Consider the following 17,731-nt stretch of genomic DNA (forward strand, 5'->3'; position numbering starts at 1 on the left):
GGATCGACCGAAGAAGCCGGTGAGTTGCCGGCCTTTGCCCTGTCTGCACTACCGGCCGGCTGCAATGCTGTGTCGCCAGCCGTGCTGCTATCGGTGCTGCCGCTGGCTACGCCTGACATGCCGGCAGCCGCCGGTACAGCCTTGTCCGCCTGCTCATCGGCGTCTGGCACGACGACCTTTGCATCGCCGGACTGAACCGGTTGATCAGGCTCGGGCTCCAGGTTTGGCGTTTCCTCGACGTCGCCATGGAGGGGCGTGACCTTCTTGGCGGCAGCGTCTGTCTTGTCCGCTGGCGCCGGGCTCGCAGCCTTCGCAACGACGGCTCCTGCCTCGGCGACCGGAGCCGCAGCGCTGGCCGTTACCGCAGCGCTGGCGGGCTGATTGCGAACCGGCGGCAGACTTGCCATGGCCCGGTCAAATCCCTGCTCCGGCGACTGGTTGTCGATATGAGGTCCTGCGAGTTGTTCGACCGGAACCTTCCACTCGAAGGCGTCGAGCTCGCCGGTCACCGGTGAAACCGGCTCCCAGGTTTCAGACACATATCCATCCGCCGTCCAGGCCGGATCCCGCGGCGCCCGCACCGCCTGGCTCAACCAGTGCCGGACACGGCCCTGATCGCCGGTTTCGGCTTCCTCGATATCTGCAAGCAGCAGATAGACGCCCTCGCAGGGCTGCAGGCGCGCCGCGGCCTGGGCCTTTTGCCGGGCGAGATCAAACTCGTGGGCGTCCAGCGCTGCGCGAGCGACCGCTTCAAGGGACTGCGGGTTGTTGGGCTTGAGTTTTTCCAGCCGCTCGGCGCGCTTGAACCGGTCGGCGGCGGTGTCGCCGATACGCGCCCTGACATAAGCCTCGGCTATGTCCGGATGCGGATTGGCTTTCCAGGCGGTCTCGAGGATCTTTGCGGCCTTGCGCAGATTGTCCTGCCTGAGCAGCGCCTTTGTTGCGACAATCGCAGCCGGCGGAAACGCCGGCGCCAGTTTCAGCGCCGCCAGCGCATCGTCGCGCGCCGCCGCAGGATCGCTGTCGACGGTGTCGCGGGCGCGCGCGGTGAGCAAGACCGCTTTCTTCCGGTCGGCAACCGAGCCTTCGACTGTGCCCGCCTGACGCTGCCGGTCGAGCAGGCTCAACGCCTCGTCCCATTTTCCTTCGCGGGTCCGGTTGGACAGCGCGGCGGATGCCGCCCACGGCAATTGCGGCGCCTGCTCCGCGGCGGTCTCGGCATAATGCTGCGCCGCCTCGTCCGCGCCCTGCCGTTGCGCCTCCAGATACAGCCCGCGCAAGCCAAGAAGCCTGGTCTCGGGATCCTCGGCCATCGCCTCGAAAAGCTTGCGGGCTTCCTCATGCCGACCCTCGATCAACGCCGCCTGCACATCGAGAAGATGAATCAGCGGCTCCTGATCGGATTTGAGCAGACCCTTTGTCCGCTTGTTCATCTTGCGCGCCAAGGCGGCGTCGCCGGCGCCTGCGGCGAGCAGACCGGTCGACAGCGCCTGATAGCCCCGGTCCCGCTTGTTGGCCCGGAAATAGCGCGACACCGTGCGCGGCGAGTAAATAATGGCGCGGATCAGCCACCAGCTGATCATGATCGCCGCAATCAGCGCCGCGATTGCCGTGACCGCCGTCATCAGCGACATTTCGATACGACGGTCCTGCCAGACGATAAACAGATCGCCGGGACGGTCGGCAAGCCAGGCAAAACCGAAACCCAGCGCCAGAACCAGCACAACAAAGATTAACAACCGGATCATAACGGGTCTCCTAATTGGCCGGGGCTTCGGACGTAGCGGGCGTGCCTGCCGGCGCCAACGAAGCGGCGATCAGCTTTTCGGCGCGGGCGCGCGCGGCAAGCGCATCGCCATAGGCGGACGCAGCGGCGCGGGAGGCCTCTGGCAGACTGTTCCACTCAGCCAGCGCCGCATCAAGATTTCCATCCATCAACCGGGCCTCGGCTCGCGCGGTGATTGCCTCGGGGCTGTCACCCTCGATCTCGCCGACCTTGCGCACCTTGACCACCGACAGCGCGCTCGACATCAACCGGTTGACCAGCCCGGCATCCGGTTCGGCGGGTTCAGCCGCCGCGATTGCCGTGGTGGCCGCGTCGGGAAAACCTTCGATCAGCCTCGACCGGCTTGGCACGCCGCGCGCGGCCAGATCCCTCAGCTCGGACACCGCCGGATCATCGGGAGCCACGGAGGCGAAGGCCTCGAGTTCGGACATGAATGGTCCGCCCCGGTCAATCGCCGACTTGAGCCCGGCGGCGGCGATGGCGCGTGCCAGATCGACCTGTCTGCCCGGCTCATCAAGCCGGCTTGCCAGATCGGATTGGCGCTGTTCGATCCCGGCGATTTTTTCCGACAACTCCGAGATGCTTGCCGATGTCTGGCTCTGCAATTCCGTGACTGCGCTCTGCAGCCCGGTCTGGGCTGCGCGCATTTCACTGATGTCAGCGCTTAGTGCCGGATCAGTCGCACCATTGCCGCTGCTCTCGCCGAGCGCCGCAAGCCTGGCCTCGAGCCCGGCAATTTTTTCATTGAGCGAAGCCATCGCGTCGGGATCGGACGTTTCCCCGCCTGCCGCCACCTGGGCGAGGCCCGTCTCCAGAGCATCTAGACGCGCCGACACTTCAGCCGGGATCCCGGCACCGTTGGCGCTGGCCGATTCGGCCACCTGACTTGCCAGCGTTTCGACGTTTGTCGACACGCTGTCGAGCTTCGCCGACACCGCCTGCACCTGATCGCCGCTACCATTGGGGGCCGGAAGCAGGCCACCCATCTGCAACGCATAGCCGCCGCCAAGCGCGATTACCGCGCCGATCAGGCCGGAGGCCACCATGCCGAGCCCGCCGCCGGACTTGCCGGTTGACGCGGAAGCTTTGTCCTCCGTCGAACCCGGCCTGGCCTTGCCGGCGTGGGCATCGGGCGCTTTGGTCTCGACCGGGGATTGAGCCGGCTTTGCACCGGCGCCGGGTTTTTCCATGCCTGGCTTTGCGTCGCCGGTTTTGCCGGCATCGGTTTTCCCGCCATCGGTTTTGAGGGCATCGGCTTTAGGGACGTCGGCTTTCGCAGACGACGGGGTGGACCTGGCCGAAGTTGGTGTCCCGCCGGCTTTCGCACCGGCCTGACCGGCCGCTGACGGCTTTGGTCGCAGATCCTCATTCTTCGGCGTCACGTCGGTTGCGTCCAGGTCAATGGTGACCGGCTCGGGTGATTTGGAATGTCGCGGGGTAGGGCCCTTGCTCATGGCGTTTCCTGCTTGATCTGGTTTGCGCGAGACTGATGGTCAGCGATATATGGCACATCTCCGGACCATCGCCGTCGCCATGTGCGCAAATCATCCCAATGCGGCGAGTGATGCAAGCAGGCTGTCTTCATCGGGGTGGTCTGCAGCAACCGCCCGCGCCCTCCACTGTTCGGGCAGTTCCGCCGCAATTGCCTGCGACAGGCAGGCGAAACGTGCCTTATTCAGGGTCTTGCCGACCTCTTCTGCCGTTGCAAGGTCCACCAGACGCCGCACGGCACCCCCCGAATAGAGCAGGACAACATCGGGCGGAGGTGACAAAATGCCCGAAATTAAAATGTCAGTCGAATAACTTATTTCAGTCATTTTGTAGCATTCAACCACGGAAAATCGGACCCTTGCGGAACGCAGAGCATCCTCGATCACGGAGGTTCGCGGCACGCCCGCGAGATAAATGAGTCCGCGTTGCGCAGCCTCTGACCCGGTCCTGGTATCACCGCTGTCAGCAGTCGAATGGCGATCGATCACGGCCCTTGCCAGATCCCGCGCGACCCCTCCCGCCTCGTCGATGGTGGCAAATCCCGCTTCCCGTGCTGCCTGGGCCGTGGCCGGGCCGACCACATGAACCGGACTATCGAAAATCGATCTGTCAGCAGAATTCCCTGCCCCAAACAACGCAAATGCGCGGGCGCTGGTGGCAATAAATCCGCTGATCCGGCTGGCGGGCGGCAAATCGCCGACCACTGCGGTAATCGTGGTTTCAAACAGCGGCATGCAAACAGCGTCGTGTCCGAGACGAGAAAGCCTCGCGGTGGTTCGGGCAGCACCGGGTTCCGGTCGTGTCACCAGAACGCGCATCCGCTTCGCCTCAGACCCAGCTGTCGAAGAAACTGCTGCCGGCCCTGCCACGAACTTCCATACCGGCGTCGGCGCCGAGCACCGGGGCATCGCCGACAGGTCCCTCCGTGCGGATATCGTGCCACACCGTTCCGTCGGGTGTCAGGATCATGCCGAAGAAGGTCAAACGGTCTCCGGCTATTGTCGCGTGCCCGGCAATCGGCGTCCGGCAGGAGCCATCGAGCGCGCCCAGAAACGCCCGCTCGCACAGCAGCGCAGCCTGGGTGGCGGGATGATTGATCGGCGCCAGCAATTCCGCAATCCGCTCGTCATTGAGCCGGGCTTCAATGCAGATCGCGCCCTGTCCCGGCGCCGGCGGGAAACTTTCGGGATCGAGAAGCTCGGTGATGACTTTTGTATTGCCCAACCGCTTCAGGCCGGCATGGGCCAGAAGCGTGGCATCGGCCAACCCCTCGTCGAGCTTGCGCAACCGCGTTTCCACCTGTCCCCGGAACGTGATCACCGAGATATCCGGACGCAACCGCCGGATCAGCGCCTGGCGCCTCAGCGAGGCAGACCCGACCACGGCATTCAGTGGCAAATCCTCAAGCCGCGGCGCGGCGCGGCCAATGAAGGCATCGCGCACGTCTTCACGTTCGAGAAAAGCCACCAGACCGAGCCCGTCGGGAAGCACGGTCGGCATGTCCTTGGAGGAATGCACCGCCAGATCAAGCCGTCCGTCGCTGAGCTGTTCCTCGATCTCCTCGGTGAACAGTCCCTTGCCGCCGATTTCCGACAATGGCCGGTCGGTCACCCGGTCACCCTTGGTCGACAGCACCACGATTTCGAACGCATCTTCGGGTAGCGAATGCGCCGCCATCAGCCGGGAGCGTGTTTCATGGGCCTGTGCGAGCGCAAGCGGACTGCCGCGAGTTCCGATGCGGTAAGGTTTCATTTGCAAGACATCCGTTCCGTTGTTACCGACAAACAGGTATCGGGATCATCCCGCGAGCGCAACATCGAGCCGCGCGGCATCAGGGACAATCATGGGCATTGGCGAATTGACAATTCTGGGGATCGAGACCAGCTGCGACGAGACCGCCGCCTCGGTGGTTCGCCGCCATGCCGACGGCACCGGCGATATCCTGTCCGATGTGGTGCTGAGCCAGCTCGATCTGCATGCAGCGTTTGGCGGCGTCGTGCCGGAACTCGCTGCCCGCTCGCATGTCTCGACGCTCGACCGGCTGGTCAGCCAGGCAATGACGGAAAGCGGCGTATCGCTCGGCGAACTGGACGCGATTGCCGTCACCTCCGGACCCGGCCTGATTGGCGGCCTGATGGTTGGACTGATGACCGGAAAGGCCATCGCCATGGCCACCGGCAAGCCGTTCATCGGCATCAATCATCTCGAGGGCCACGCGCTGACCGCACGGCTGACTGACAATGTGGCGTTTCCCTACCTGCTGCTGCTGGTATCAGGCGGCCACACCCAGATCGTGCTGGTCAAGGGCGTCAACGATTACGAGCGCTGGGGCACGACCATTGACGATGCACTCGGGGAGGCCTTCGACAAGACCGCGAAACTGTTGGGACTGGGCTATCCCGGCGGCCCGGCGGTGGAGCAGGCCGCGCTGTCAGGCACGCCCCGACGCTTTCGCCTGCCGGTGCCAATGCGCAAGGACCCGCGGCTGGACTTTTCCTTCTCCGGCCTGAAAACCGCAGTTCGGCAGATGGCCGAAGCGCAGGCACCGCTGTCACAGCAGACCATTGCCGATCTGTGCCTGGCCTTCCAGATTTCGGTCACCTCCAGCATCGATGACCGGATTTCGATGGCGCTGGAACGTTTTTCGCAGCGTTTCGGTACCGAATCGGAACCCGCGCTTGTGGTCGCCGGCGGTGTTGCCGCCAACAAGTCGATCCGTGTCACGCTCGAAAGTCGCGCTTCAAGAGCCGGCTTCCGTTTTATCGCGCCGCCGCTCAACCTGTGCACCGACAATGCGGTGATGATCGCCTGGGCCGGCGCCGAGCGGATGGCCGCCGGATTGCCGTTCGATGCGCTCAATCTTGCCCCCCGGTCGCGCTGGCCGCTCGATCAGACCGCCACAACCGTGATTGGTCATGGCAAACGCGGCGCAAAGGCCTGACCCGAATCCGGTGCGGGATTGAATCCGCTGTCCGGGCAAGGCATAGAATGCGCCGGAAACTGATCGGCGTCCCCGGTCCGGACCACACACGCCTTGATGGCCTCACCTGATGGAGTTCTCATGCTTTATGCACTGATGTGCAAAGACAAGCCCAATTCACTCGACAAGCGGCTTGCCGAACGGCCTGCCCATGTCGAGCACCTCAAGGCACTTGATGCACAGGGCATCCTGAAAATGGCAGGTCCGCTGCTGGGCGACAACGAGAAACCGATCGGCAGCCTGGTGGTGATTGCCGCCGACAGCAAGGACGAGGCGGAGGCAATTGCGGCGCGTGATCCCTATGCGGTCGCCGGGCTGTTCGAATCGGTCGAAGTTCGTGGCTTCAACTGGGTCTTCAAGAATCCGGAGGCGTGAAGATGGCCTATTGGCTGTTCAAGTCCGAGCCGTTCAAATGGTCCTGGGAAATGCAGAAGGCCAAGGGTGACGTTGGCGAGCAATGGGACGGCATCCGCAATTATCAGGCCCGCAACAACATGCGCGCCATGAAGCTGGGCGACAAGGCGTTCTTCTATCACTCCAATGAAGGCCTTGAAGTGGTCGGCATAGCCGAGGTTTGCAATCTCATTCATCCCGATACCACCATCGACGATCCGCGCTGGGAATGCGTCGACATCCGCGCCGTCTGCGACATGCCCAAGCCGGTGACGCTGAAAGACGTCAAGGCCAATCCGAAGCTGGCGCAGATGAGCCTGGTCACCTCGATGCGGCTGTCGGTACAGCCGGTGACCGAGGCGGAGTATCTCGAGGTCTGCCGGATGGGCGGACTCGAAAATCCGCCGCGCTCGCCCGAGTGACACCGGATCGCGGAGCGGCTTGATGAAAACCGAGCCGGAGATCTTCATCCGCGCCAACACCGCGCTTGCCTCGCCGCCGCATGTACCGGAAATCCGGCTGTACCTGGCCAATGAGGCCCATGAATTGTGGCTCAAGACCGAGGAAGAGCTCGATGCACTCGGCCTGCCGCCGCCGTTCTGGGCCTTTGCCTGGGCCGGCGGTCAGGGCCTGGCGCGGCATCTCATCGACAATCCGGGACTTGTCGAAGCCAAATCGGTTCTGGATTTCGCCACCGGATCCGGACTTGTGGCAATTGCCGCCAAACGAGCCGGCGCTGCACGGGTCACAGCCGCCGACATCGATCCCTGGGCCGCAACCGCGGCCCGGCTCAACGCAGATGAAAATCGTGTCGCCTTCGACTTCCGCCAGACAGACCTGATCGGGATTGACGAAGGCTGGGACGTGATCCTCGCCGGAGACGTTTTTTACGATCAAGCCATGGCCAGGCTGATCTGGCCCTGGTTTACCGCTTTGGCGCAGCGCGGCGCGCTGGTGCTGGTGGGCGATCCGGGCAGGGCCTATTGTCCGCGCGACAGAATGGAACTTCTCGCCAGCTATAACGTGCCGGTCACCCGTGCGCTGGAAGACAGCGAAATCAAGCGCACCTCGGTGTGGCGGGTTGCCGGGTGATATGAGCAACGATCCGGCTTGACCTCGCCGGCGGATTGGCAAATCCTGATCCAGCTGATTTTGAACGGGAGACGTGAAATGCAATTCGCGGGCATGAACTACCTGGCGATCCTGGTCGCTGCAGTCGTCGCCTTCGTCATCGGCGCCATTTACTATTCAACCCTGAGCAAACCCTGGATGAAAGCAGCACGGCTGGATCCCGAGGGAGCGAAGCCGGCAATGGCGCCGCTGATGATCACAACCTTCATTCTCGAACTCATTCTGGCCTTCGTCACCTCCGGCATCATCGGTCACCTCGGACTGGGCCAGGTCACGCTGGTCAACGGCATCGTTTCCGGGGTGTTCATCTGGGTGGGCATTATTTTTACCACGATGACCATCAACCAGCGGTATCAGGGCTTTGGCTGGGATCTCACGCTCATCGACGGTCTGCATTGGCTGCTGGTGATGATCGGCATCGGCGCAACAATTGGCCTGTTCGGGGTGTAACCTGACAGAGCGCCATACCTGAGGTCTAGACCACGCGGATCAGGGTTCCGCGCCGCAGGAAAGGCATCAGTCGCTGCAAGTCGCGGCGTTTGAGAGCGATGCAGCCTTGCGTCGGCGGAAAACCAGGTTTCGCGACATGCAGAAAAATGGCGCTGCCAGCCCCGCGCCGCCGCGAGCGGATGTTCCAGTCGAGAATGAAGCCAAAATCATACAGCACGTCATCGCGCAGCAGGGTTTCATGGCTGGCAGAAAACGGCAGCCGGACCTGCCGGTTGTAGGCGGCATGCGCTGGCGCGTCGCACCAGCCATCGGTATCACCCGCCCGGAAAAGCCGGGTCGCGGAGCGGTCGGGCGTAAGCATGCCGCCACGGCGAAAACCGCCAAGTACTGCCATCACGGTGCGCGGCGTGCACCCGTCGCCCTCGCGCTTGAAGCTCGAAATGCCGCCACGGCCAAGTGCCGCAGGAAAAACCAGCGGCCCGAAACGGACCAGCGCCGTGAGGCTGTCGCCTGGCATTTTTCGCACTGTGATGGAGCGAATCACAGAAAAATTGCGCGGGGGTTTTCCCCTGATCGGTCTTTTCTGTAACAAAAACCTCACGATCAAGTGCTCCACCTGTGATCCCTGATCCTATTTAACACTTTGCCGCTGCCTCGAAAGTGCCTAAACAGGGGAACATACATGTCAGTTGGCGCATACTGGTGCGTCAGCCCGGACCTGCGCCCGCGTCAATATGAAGAGGAATGCCGCAATGACCGCTCGCTCGATCCTGCTGGTAGATGACGATGATGATTTGAGGGAAACCCTTGTCGAGCAGCTTTCGCTGTATGAGGAATTCGCGATTTCCCAGCAATCTTCCGCAACCAAGGGCGTCCAGGCGGCGCGTGCCGACCATGTCGATCTGCTGATCATGGATGTCGGCCTACCGGACATGGACGGGCGCGAGGCGGTCAAGCTGTTGCGCAAGGGCGGCTTCAAATCACCGATCATCATGCTCACCGGCCATGACACCGATTCGGACACGATTCTGGGACTGGAGGCAGGCGCCAACGATTATGTCACCAAGCCGTTCCGGTTTGCCGTGCTGCTGGCGCGCATCCGCGCGCAACTGCGCCAGCACGAACAGAGCGAGGACGCGACGTTTACGGTCGGTCCCTACACCTTCAAACCGAGCCAAAAACTGCTGCTTGACGAGAAAGGCGGCAAGATCCGCCTGACAGAGAAGGAAGCAGCGATCATCCGCTATCTGTATCGCGCGGATCAGAAGGTCGTCACCCGCGATGTTCTGCTCGAAGAAGTCTGGGGCTACAATTCCGGCGTCACCACACACACGCTGGAAACCCATGTCTATCGCCTGCGCCAGAAGATCGAGGCCGATCCGTCAAATGCGGAGATCCTGGTCACCGAAAGCGGCGGCTACAAGATCATTCCGTAAAATGTTGTCCCCTTTCCCTCAAGGAATACGCCCGTGGCGCTGAATGACGACATTGCCCTGCTTTCGATGGTTTCCCTGTTCCAGGACATCGGCGAAGACAAATTGCGGCTGATCGCGTTCGGCGCCGAACGGCGCAAGCTGCAGCCGGGCCAGGTGCTGTTCCGCGAGGGAACGCCGGCCGATTGCGCCTTTGTCGTCGCCGATGGAAGGTTCGAACTGAGCCGAAAGACCCGGGATGGCCATACCGAGGTGCTTGGCATGGCCGAGCGCGGCACTCTTTTGGGCGAACTGGCGATGGTGACCGCTATCAACCGGTCGATGACGGCCATCGCCCCCGATAACGCCGAAGTCATCCGCATCAACCGGCCGCTGTTCCGGCGCATGCTCGAGGAATACCCAGACATCGCCGACATCGTCCGGCAGCGCATCAGCGACAACCTTGCCGTGCTTAGCGCCGGTCTGGGCAAGATCGCCGGGCGTTTTGCCGGCTGATCCGTTTCAGCGCCTGACCCGCGTCATCTCACGGTTTTTGCATGGCGTTATCGTAAAAAACCGCTGCACACCTGTGCGACATGCATCAGAAATCAAAATGGGCCGTCACGGGAACATGATCCGACGGACGTTCCCAACCGCGGGCTTCGCGCAACACGTCGATCCGCGACAGCGAGGGCAGCAGATCGGCTGACGACCAGATGTGGTCGAGCCGCCGGCCACGGTCAGCCGTATCCCATTCGCGCGCGCGGTAGCTCCACCAGGTGAAGATCTTTTCCTCGGGCGGAATATGCGACCGGATCAGGTCGACCCAGGCGCCGGCCTGTTGCATGGCTACCAGATTTTCGGTTTCCACCGGGGTGTGGCTGACCACCTTGAGAAGCTGCTTGTGCGACCAGACATCGGTTTCGAGCGGCGCGATATTGAGATCGCCGACCAGAATCGAGGAGATGCCTTCGGCCTTCCCGGCCTCGGCGTGGAGGGATTTCATCTCTTCGATGAAATCGAGCTTGTGGCCGAACTTCGGATTGATCGTCCGGTCAGGCTCGTCGCCGCCCGCCGGCACATAGAAATTGTGCACCCTGATTTTCCGCGAGCCGGGCGCCTCGACCACGGCCGACACATTACGGGTATCGTCAATCTCGCAATAGGTTTGACGATGGTCACCCGAAAGCGGCAGCCGCGATATGATGGCGACGCCGTGATAGCCTTTCTGCCCGTGGATCGCGATATGCTCATAGCCCAGCTTGCGGAATGCCGCGCTGGGGAACGCGTCATTGGGACACTTGGTCTCCTGCAGACACAGGACATCGGGTTGCACGGTTTCAAGAAAATGCTGAACCAGCGGCATTCTCAGCCGCACGGAATTGATATTCCAGGTGGTAACGGAAAATGCCAAATCGGATCGCCTTGTAATGCATGCCGGGTTCAAAAGGGTTCCTTTGAACTATAACCTGGATGCATCTTGTCAAAGCGCTAAAGCGTTCTTTGCACACTCAATCCAACACAAGCCGCGAGACAGGACCGTAAGTCCGTCGCTCTCTGGTCGGTAAAGCCGGAAAACAACAACCAATCGCCCCAAGCGGGAAAAATCCGGAGACACTCCCGCGGCATTGCCGCAAGGCGCTGTTCAGCCGCCGCCGCGCTGCCGCTTGTGCACTTCGGAATAGGGCACCTGGAAGACATTGTCAGCGAATTTGACCCCGGTCTGGACGTTGAAGATCATCACCGAGGTGTCCTTGCCCTGCGCATCGCGGATGGTCCACTGCCTGAGCTCGAACGATTCCGGATCAAACATCAGGCTGATGGTCGAATCGCCGAAAATCGACTTGTTGCCCAGCACAATCGTGGTCAGATCCGGATCCTCCGTCACCGACTGGACGGTTTCGCCCGACAGGTCGATCCGTTCCGACAAAAGCAGCTTGAGCGGCGTCTTGTCGAGCGGATAGAGGTCCCAGGTCTTGAGTTTGCGATTGCCGATGACAACCGCCTTGCCATCGGCAATGACCCGGACCGCCGAAGGTTCCTCGTAGTTGAAGCGCAGTTTGCCGGGGCGATCGATAAAGAACTTGCCGCCGGTCTGTTCGCCATTCGGGCCGAACTGGATGAACTCGCCCGTCATGGTCTTGACCGAGGAAAAATGATCAGCGAGCTTCTGCGCCGTTTCCGCCGAGCGCGCGGACCCGGTAAACGCCGCGAGTCCGGCCGCTGCCGCCATCAACGACAATCCCAAACCCAAACCCGCGCCCAGAAGCGCCCTGCGAACCGGGTCGTGTTTGATAACCGCGCTGGAAATGGTCTGTTTCGACATTTCTGTCTCCGTTTCGTTTCAATCTTCGTGTCGCCCAAGACTACGGCGCCAGTATGACGCACAGCCTCTCTGACCCGTTTGCGTTACCGCGGATCGATGTCGTCTTCGGTCGGCACAAGAATTTCACGCTTGCCCGCATGGTTGGCGGCACTGATGATGCCCTCGTTTTCCATCCGCTCGATCAGTGAGGCGGCGCGGTTATAGCCGATTCCGAGCCGCCGCTGGATGTAGGAGGTCGAGGCCTTGCCGTCGCGCAGCACGATGGCGACAGCCTGGTCATAGGGATCATCCGAATCCGCGAGATTGGACGTTCCCGCGGGTCCGCCGCCACCATCGCCGTCGTCATCGTCTTCGGTGATCGCATCAAGATATTCCGGCACGCCTTGCGTCTTCAGATAGGAGACAATGTCCTCGACTTCCTTGTCCGAGACGAACGGGCCGTGCACACGCTGGATGCGTCCGCCGCCGGCCATGAACAGCATGTCGCCCATCCCCAGAAGCTGCTCGCCGCCCTGCTCGCCCAGAATGGTGCGCGAATCGATCTTGGATGTCACCTGGAAGGAGATACGGGTCGGGAAGTTGGCCTTGATCGTACCGGTGATGACATCGACCGAAGGCCGCTGCGTCGCCATGATCACATGGATGCCGGCGGCGCGCGCCATCTGCGCCAGCCGCTGCACCGCGCCCTCGATATCCTTGCCGGCCACCATCATCAGATCGGCCATCTCGTCGATCAACACGATGATGTAGGGCAGCGGTGTGAGATCGAACTCCTCGGTTTCGTAGACGGCCTCGCCGGTGTGCCGGTCAAACCCGGTCTGCACGGTGCGGGTCAACGGCTCGCCCGAGCTTGCCGCCTGTTCGACCCGGGCATTGAAGCCGTCGATGTTGCGCACGCCGATCTTCGACATTTTCTTGTAGCGCTCTTCCATCTCGCGGACGGTCCATTTGAGCGCCACGACCGCTTTTTTCGGATCCGTCACCACCGGCGTGAGCAGATGAGGGATGCCGTCATAGACCGAAAGCTCCAGCATTTTCGGATCGATCATGATCAGCCGGCATTTCGACGGATCCATCTTGTAAAGGATCGACAGGATCATCGTGTTGATGGCCACCGACTTGCCCGAACCGGTGGTTCCCGCAACCAGCAGGTGCGGCATCTTGGCGAGATCGGCGATCACCGGCTCGCCGCCGATGGTCTTGCCCAGCGCCAGCCCGAGCTTGGCCTTCGAGGCCTCGAAATCGCGGCTGGCAATCAGTTCGCGCAAAAACACGGTTTCGCGTTTCTGGTTGGGCAATTCAATGCCGATGGCGTTGCGCCCGGGAACCACCGCGACACGTGCGGCAATGGCGCTCATCGAGCGCGCGATATCATCGGCAAGCCCGATCACGCGCGAGGACTTGATGCCCGGCGCCGGTTCAAGTTCGTAAAGCGTCACCACCGGGCCGGGGCGGACATGAATGATCTCGCCCTTGACGCCGAAATCCTCCAGCACGCCTTCGAGCATGCGGGCATTCTGCTCAAGCGCTTCCGGTGACAGCGAAGCATCCTTGGCCATGTTGCGCGCCTCGGCGAGCAGATGCACCGATGGCAGTGAAAAGCCATGCTCCTCGAGCATCGAGCCCTGTGCATCGCGCTGCACCCGGGCGCCGGGCTTGGGCCGTTCGGCGGGCGCTGCGATGCGCGGTGACGATGTCACCGGGCGTTCGGGCGCCACCACCCTTGAGGGCGCCGCCTGTGGACGCCAGTCGGCCGCCGGATCGTCATCATCTGTCTCTCCCGACAACACGCCATCGGGCAGAACCTCATCGTCAAGATCGAAAGGCGGAGCATCGTCGATGCTGACATTGCGCTTCTGCGACACCGGGGCGGCGAAGCCGGGTTCAACCCTTTCCTGCCTGGCCGGGCGCGGATCGGCGAACACATGATCGTCCGTGCTGTCGTATTCGGTGTTGAGATCGAGCGGTCCGTCCGGCATGACCCGCCGCCTGGCCGAGGCGGCCAGACCGGTCAAACGCCGGACCCGGCCACGCAGGGTATACCAGGAGTGGGTGAGTGCGCCGAGCATCAGCGATCCGCTTGATGATACATCGTCTTCATCCTCGGAGTCAGCCTGATCCGACTGTGCAGCGCCTGCAACCGCTGCACGGCCCGTCAGTCCCGCGCCAAAAACCAGCAGCCAGCCGGCAGCCGGCGCCAGCAGCACCCCCAGAATCACCGCCACAAGCCCGGAGGGGAAACCGCCGGTGAAGACCGACGGGATCTTCAGCGCCATGTCACCGAGCACGCCGCCGAGCCCGTTGGGCAGTGGCCAGCTTTGCGAACTCGGCATCAGGCCAAACAGGGCCGCGGTCAGCCATGCGCCACCGAACCAGGCGGCGCTGCGGCGCGAAATCCGGTCAACAGGATGATTGCGAATCAATCCGATGGCCCAGAACAGGGCCGGCAGCAGCCCGATGACACCCGCAAGCCCGAAGAACTGCATCACCAGATCCGCGAACGCCGCGCCGCTGAATCCAAGCGCGTTGTGCGGGACCGCTCCATTGGCGTTGGAGAAGCTTGGATCAGCAACGTTCCAGGTGGCAAGTGCTGCGATCGCAAGCGCCAGACCCGCCAGGATTGCCAGACCGATCACGAACCGGATCTGCCGCCGCAGCAAGTCGCCGAGCAGGGTGTTGCGTGAGGAAACGCCTGGGGAAAGTGTGGGAGAGCCTGACTGCATGGTAAGATCACGTCCGAACGGGTTTCGGGCTCTTACGAACCCATCTCGCACAAACCTAACCGGAGCCGGGTTAATACGGCATTAACCATGCAGAAATTGCCAGGCGCTCAAACCAGAAACGCGGCCCGAAATTGCGGGCCGCGTCTGGTGTGTCAGATCCGGCGAGCTGATCAGCCGTGGTAGGCAGCTTCACCGTGCGACGCCAGATCGAGGCCCTGGCGTTCGTCTTCGACACTGACGCGCAGGCCAAGCACCGATTTGACGATGTAAAGCAGGATCAGCGAGCCGATACCCGACCACACGATGGTGATCGCCACTGCCTTGATCTGGGCCATCAGCTGGGCCCCCATGGTGCCGGCTTCGACGACAAAGCCGGTGCCGCCCAGCGACGGCGCGCAGAGGATGCCGGTGCCGATGGCGCCGACAATTCCGCCGATTCCATGGACACCAAACACATCGAGGCTGTCATCGTAACCGAATCTGGACTTCACCTTGGAGACGAAGAAGTAGCAGACCGGCGAAACAAGCAGACCAAGCACGATGGCGCCGACCGGGCCGGTGGTGCCGGACGCTGGCGTGATCGCAACCAGGCCGGCAACCATGCCCGAGGCGGCGCCAAGACCGGATGCCTTGCCGCGGAACAGCGCTTCAATCGCACACCAGCTGATGATCGCACCGGCGGTGGCGACGAAGGTGTTCATCATCGCAAGCGTGGCGCCGGCGGTGGCTTCGAGGTTGGATCCGGCGTTGAAACCGAACCAGCCGACCCAGAGCATTGCCGCGCCGACCATGGTCAACGTCATCGAATGCGGCGCCATCATGTCCTTGCCCAGACCAATGCGCGGTCCCAGCACGATCGATGCCACCAGAGCCGCGATGCCGGCATTGATGTGCACCACGGTGCCGCCGGCAAAATCGATGGCGCCCATGTTGAAGATCAGGCCGGAACCGTCCCAGACCATGTGCGCGATCGGGAAGTAGACGAAAGTGACCCAGAGCACCGAGAACATCAGCACCGACGAGAACTTCATCCGCTCGGCGAATGCGCCGACAAACAGCGCAGGCGTGATGCAGGCAAAGGTCATCTGGAAGGCAATGAACACGTATTCCGGCAGAACCACTCCATCGGTGAAGGTGGCCGCGGTCGACTCCAGCGTTACGCCGGAAAGAAACAGCTTTGCGGTGCCACCCCAGAATGCGGAGGTGCTGCCGCCGAAGGCAAAGGAGTATCCGTAAAACACCCAGATCACCATCACCACTGCGGCGATCAGGGTGCACTGCATGAGCACCGACAGCATATTCTTGGTACGAACCAGACCACCGTAAAACAGCGACAGGCCGGGGATCAGCATGAACAGCACCAGCAGTGACGCGGTCATCATCCAGGCGGTGTCGCCCTTGCTGATTGTCGCGGCGGCGGCTTCGGTTGTCTCCTGGGCGAATGCCGGCAAGGCGAAGGTCGCCAGTGCGCCGGCGGCCATCAGGCCAAGCCGCAGAGGTGATGTGAGTGACATCTGAGGTGTCATGAAAATGTCTCCTGTTGCCTTACAACGCGGCGGTGTCGGTTTCGCCGGTGCGTATGCGCATGGCCTGGTCAATCGAGTAAACGAAGATCTTGCCGTCACCGATCTGGCCGGTCTTGGCTGATGTCGCGATGGCCTCGACTGCCTTGTCGACAACATCCGAGGCGATCGCGATTTCGATCTTCAACTTGGGCAGAAAGCTCACCGCGTATTCGGTCCCGCGATAGATTTCGGTGTGCCCCTTCTGCCTGCCGTAGCCTTTGACTTCGCTGACAGTCAGGCCCTGGATGCCGATAGCCGTGAGCGCTTCACGCACTTCGTCCAGCTTGAACGGCTTGATGATGGCCATCACAATTTTCATCTGGTTTCCCATCCTTTTGTCCGCGGTCATGCCGCCGCTGATGAAGCGCAATCCTGCTCATGCAAGACGACCTGCATGAGCTTTCCCTATCAAGTGCCGTGCCAAACGGCGTTGCTGGGGAAAAACAGCCGAATCCGCATGCAAACCGCGCGGTTGAACTGCAAATTGTTGATTATTTGTGCATTACCGCCCAAGAGAATGGCGTAAATTTCATCACTGGTGCATTGCGCACCAATCCTGCTGCCAGGCCCGATCCGGCTTCCAGGCCCGAAATCGATACAAAAAGGGGCCCGGAAAACCGGGCCCCGAGGCAGGGATGAACATCCATCCCGACGGGATCGTTGGAAGGATCCTTAGCCCTTGGTGAATTCCGGATAGGCTTCGACACCGACTTCGGCCATGTCCATACCCATCATTTCCTGTTCTTCCGTGGCACGAATGCCAATGGTCGACTTGAGGATGAACCAGACTGCACCCGACACCACGAAGGTAAAGGCGCCGATCGAGACAATACCCAGGATCTGGGTGCCGTAGGACATCTCCGGGTTGGAGAACGGTACGATGAATGTGCCCCAGATACCGGCCAGAAGGTGGACCGGAATCGCACCGACCACATCATCGATCTTGAGCTTGTCGAGCATCGGCACGGCAAACACCACGATGACGCCGCCAATGGCGCCGATGACGATTGCCGTCAGCGGCGAAGGCATCAGCGGTTCAGCGGTAATCGAGACCAGGCCAGCCAATGCACCGTTGAGCGCCATGGTGACATCGACCTTCTTGTACATGATCTGAGTGAGGATCATCGCTGCAATCACACCACCACAGGCGGCAAGATTGGTGTTGGCAAAGATCCGGCTGATGTCGGATGCATCGCCATTCGAACCCAGCGCCAACTGCGAAGCACCGTTGAAGCCGAACCAGCCGAGCCACAGGATGAAGGTGCCGAGCGTCGCCAGAGCCATCGAGGAACCCGGCATCGCGTTGACCTTGCCGTCCGCACCATATTTGCCGCGGCGTGCGCCGAGGATGATGGCGCCTGCGAGAGCTGCCCAGCCACCGACCGAGTGAACCAGCGTCGAACCGGCAAAGTCGGAGAAGCCTGCTTCACTGAGCCAGCCAGCGCCCCACTGCCATGAACCGGTGATTGGGTAC

At 61.9% G+C, this 17,731-nt stretch carries 18 protein-coding genes and 1 pseudogene; 8 read left to right on the top strand and 11 right to left on the bottom strand.

What is annotated here, in order from left to right; translation table 11 throughout:
- From ABJN75_RS03650 to hemC, 4 genes are all read right to left on the bottom strand, one after another.
- Positions 1 to 1,748, bottom strand: a 1,748-nt coding sequence (locus tag ABJN75_RS03650) for a heme biosynthesis HemY N-terminal domain-containing protein (protein WP_348436953.1), incomplete at its 3' end; no start/stop codon positions are given.
- 10 nt (positions 1,749 to 1,758) lie between these two features.
- On the bottom strand, positions 1,759 to 3,240 hold the full coding sequence (locus ABJN75_RS03655) for a mitofilin family membrane protein (RefSeq protein WP_348436956.1): 1,482 nt from the start codon (positions 3,238 to 3,240) through the stop codon (positions 1,759 to 1,761).
- A gap of 90 nt (positions 3,241 to 3,330) precedes the next feature.
- Positions 3,331 to 4,185 carry a uroporphyrinogen-III synthase gene (locus ABJN75_RS03660; protein WP_348436958.1) on the bottom strand — a complete coding sequence of 285 codons (855 nt, stop codon included), beginning with the start codon at positions 4,183 to 4,185 and terminating at the stop codon, positions 3,331 to 3,333.
- Positions 4,106 to 5,035, bottom strand: coding sequence for a hydroxymethylbilane synthase (gene hemC, locus ABJN75_RS03665; RefSeq protein WP_348436961.1), 930 nt, complete (start codon positions 5,033 to 5,035; stop codon positions 4,106 to 4,108). Before hemC ends, ABJN75_RS03660 begins: the two co-directional genes overlap by 80 nt.
- A gap of 85 nt (positions 5,036 to 5,120) precedes the next feature.
- On the opposite strand from hemC, the gene tsaD reads away from it, so the two are divergent.
- From tsaD to ABJN75_RS03690, 5 genes are all read left to right on the top strand, one after another.
- Positions 5,121 to 6,218, top strand: a complete 1,098-nt coding sequence (gene tsaD, locus ABJN75_RS03670; protein WP_348436963.1) for a tRNA (adenosine(37)-N6)-threonylcarbamoyltransferase complex transferase subunit TsaD — start codon at positions 5,121 to 5,123, stop codon at positions 6,216 to 6,218.
- A gap of 120 nt (positions 6,219 to 6,338) precedes the next feature.
- Positions 6,339 to 6,632, top strand: coding sequence for a YciI family protein (locus ABJN75_RS03675; protein ID WP_348436966.1), 294 nt, complete (start codon positions 6,339 to 6,341; stop codon positions 6,630 to 6,632).
- Positions 6,633 to 6,634: 2 nt separating this feature from the next.
- Complete coding sequence (locus ABJN75_RS03680; RefSeq protein ID WP_348436968.1) at positions 6,635 to 7,072, top strand: EVE domain-containing protein; 438 nt, start codon at positions 6,635 to 6,637, stop codon at positions 7,070 to 7,072.
- Between the two features lie 22 nt (positions 7,073 to 7,094).
- Positions 7,095 to 7,742, top strand: coding sequence for a methyltransferase (locus ABJN75_RS03685; protein ID WP_348436970.1), 648 nt, complete (start codon positions 7,095 to 7,097; stop codon positions 7,740 to 7,742).
- 78 nt (positions 7,743 to 7,820) lie between these two features.
- Positions 7,821 to 8,231: a DUF1761 domain-containing protein gene (locus ABJN75_RS03690; RefSeq protein ID WP_348436973.1), complete on the top strand. Its 411-nt coding sequence runs from the start codon at positions 7,821 to 7,823 to the stop codon at positions 8,229 to 8,231.
- A gap of 25 nt (positions 8,232 to 8,256) precedes the next feature.
- Here the strand turns inward: ABJN75_RS03690 and ABJN75_RS03695 are convergent, their stop codons facing one another.
- Positions 8,257 to 8,748: a L,D-transpeptidase family protein gene (locus tag ABJN75_RS03695; protein WP_348436975.1), complete on the bottom strand. Its 492-nt coding sequence runs from the start codon at positions 8,746 to 8,748 to the stop codon at positions 8,257 to 8,259.
- 235 nt (positions 8,749 to 8,983) lie between these two features.
- Here ABJN75_RS03695 and ABJN75_RS03700 point away from each other — a divergent pair, with 235 nt between their 5' ends.
- Together ABJN75_RS03700 and ABJN75_RS03705 are read left to right on the top strand one after the other, a co-directional pair.
- Complete coding sequence (locus tag ABJN75_RS03700; RefSeq protein ID WP_348436978.1) at positions 8,984 to 9,667, top strand: response regulator transcription factor; 684 nt, start codon at positions 8,984 to 8,986, stop codon at positions 9,665 to 9,667.
- A gap of 33 nt (positions 9,668 to 9,700) precedes the next feature.
- Positions 9,701 to 10,159 (top strand): cyclic nucleotide-binding domain-containing protein, encoded by a 459-nt coding sequence (locus ABJN75_RS03705; protein WP_348436980.1) that lies wholly within the window; start codon positions 9,701 to 9,703, stop codon positions 10,157 to 10,159.
- Positions 10,160 to 10,244: 85 nt separating this feature from the next.
- Here ABJN75_RS03705 and ABJN75_RS03710 read toward each other — a convergent pair whose 3' ends face one another.
- The 5 genes from ABJN75_RS03710 to ABJN75_RS03730 all read right to left on the bottom strand — a co-directional run bounded on the left by ABJN75_RS03710 (position 10,245) and on the right by ABJN75_RS03730 (position 16,588).
- Positions 10,245 to 11,057 carry an exodeoxyribonuclease III gene (locus tag ABJN75_RS03710; RefSeq protein ID WP_348436982.1) on the bottom strand — a complete coding sequence of 271 codons (813 nt, stop codon included), beginning with the start codon at positions 11,055 to 11,057 and terminating at the stop codon, positions 10,245 to 10,247.
- A 231-nt stretch (positions 11,058 to 11,288) separates the two neighbouring features.
- Entirely contained in the window at positions 11,289 to 11,969 is a 681-nt protein-coding gene (locus ABJN75_RS03715; RefSeq protein ID WP_348436984.1) for an outer membrane lipoprotein carrier protein LolA, read from the bottom strand.
- An 83-nt stretch (positions 11,970 to 12,052) separates the two neighbouring features.
- On the bottom strand, positions 12,053 to 14,692 hold the full coding sequence (locus ABJN75_RS03720; protein WP_348436986.1) for a DNA translocase FtsK: 2,640 nt from the start codon (positions 14,690 to 14,692) through the stop codon (positions 12,053 to 12,055).
- Positions 14,693 to 14,862: 170 nt separating this feature from the next.
- Positions 14,863 to 16,173, bottom strand: a complete 1,311-nt coding sequence (locus tag ABJN75_RS03725) for an ammonium transporter (RefSeq protein WP_348436992.1) — start codon at positions 16,171 to 16,173, stop codon at positions 14,863 to 14,865.
- Between the two features lie 64 nt (positions 16,174 to 16,237).
- A complete protein-coding gene (locus ABJN75_RS03730; protein ID WP_348436987.1) occupies positions 16,238 to 16,588 on the bottom strand; it encodes a P-II family nitrogen regulator in 351 nt (116 codons plus the stop codon).
- Between the two features lie 47 nt (positions 16,589 to 16,635).
- Between ABJN75_RS03730 and ABJN75_RS03735 the strand changes: the two genes are divergently transcribed.
- Positions 16,636 to 16,896 (top strand): hypothetical protein, encoded by a 261-nt coding sequence (locus ABJN75_RS03735; RefSeq protein ID WP_348436990.1) that lies wholly within the window; start codon positions 16,636 to 16,638, stop codon positions 16,894 to 16,896.
- A 33-nt stretch (positions 16,897 to 16,929) separates the two neighbouring features.
- Here the strand turns inward: ABJN75_RS03735 and ABJN75_RS03740 are convergent.
- Positions 16,930 to 17,731, bottom strand: a pseudogene (locus ABJN75_RS03740) (ammonium transporter); the annotation flags it as partial.

The sequence above is a fragment of the Hoeflea sp. genome (assembly GCF_039975035.1).
Lineage (GTDB): Bacteria > Pseudomonadota > Alphaproteobacteria > Rhizobiales > Rhizobiaceae > Hoeflea.

What these genes read in the sequence shown, in the direction of transcription:
- ABJN75_RS03655 (WP_348436956.1), bottom strand. Translation starts at nt 3,240, where the DNA reads ATGAGCAAGGGCCCTACCCCGCGACATTCCAAATCACCCGAGCCGGTC.
- ABJN75_RS03660 (WP_348436958.1), bottom strand. Translation starts at nt 4,185, where the DNA reads ATGCCCCGGTGCTCGGCGCCGACGCCGGTATGGAAGTTCGTGGCAGGG.
- tsaD (WP_348436963.1), top strand. Translation starts at nt 5,121, where the DNA reads ATGGGCATTGGCGAATTGACAATTCTGGGGATCGAGACCAGCTGCGAC.
- ABJN75_RS03675 (WP_348436966.1), top strand. Translation starts at nt 6,339, where the DNA reads ATGCTTTATGCACTGATGTGCAAAGACAAGCCCAATTCACTCGACAAG.
- ABJN75_RS03680 (WP_348436968.1), top strand. Translation starts at nt 6,635, where the DNA reads ATGGCCTATTGGCTGTTCAAGTCCGAGCCGTTCAAATGGTCCTGGGAA.
- ABJN75_RS03685 (WP_348436970.1), top strand. Translation starts at nt 7,095, where the DNA reads ATGAAAACCGAGCCGGAGATCTTCATCCGCGCCAACACCGCGCTTGCC.
- ABJN75_RS03690 (WP_348436973.1), top strand. Translation starts at nt 7,821, where the DNA reads ATGCAATTCGCGGGCATGAACTACCTGGCGATCCTGGTCGCTGCAGTC.
- ABJN75_RS03695 (WP_348436975.1), bottom strand. Translation starts at nt 8,748, where the DNA reads ATGCCAGGCGACAGCCTCACGGCGCTGGTCCGTTTCGGGCCGCTGGTT.
- ABJN75_RS03700 (WP_348436978.1), top strand. Translation starts at nt 8,984, where the DNA reads ATGACCGCTCGCTCGATCCTGCTGGTAGATGACGATGATGATTTGAGG.
- ABJN75_RS03715 (WP_348436984.1), bottom strand. Translation starts at nt 11,969, where the DNA reads ATGTCGAAACAGACCATTTCCAGCGCGGTTATCAAACACGACCCGGTT.
- ABJN75_RS03720 (WP_348436986.1), bottom strand. Translation starts at nt 14,692, where the DNA reads ATGCAGTCAGGCTCTCCCACACTTTCCCCAGGCGTTTCCTCACGCAAC.
- ABJN75_RS03725 (WP_348436992.1), bottom strand. Translation starts at nt 16,173, where the DNA reads ATGGCCGCCGGCGCACTGGCGACCTTCGCCTTGCCGGCATTCGCCCAG.
- ABJN75_RS03730 (WP_348436987.1), bottom strand. Translation starts at nt 16,588, where the DNA reads ATGGGAAACCAGATGAAAATTGTGATGGCCATCATCAAGCCGTTCAAG.
- ABJN75_RS03735 (WP_348436990.1), top strand. Translation starts at nt 16,636, where the DNA reads ATGCAAGACGACCTGCATGAGCTTTCCCTATCAAGTGCCGTGCCAAAC.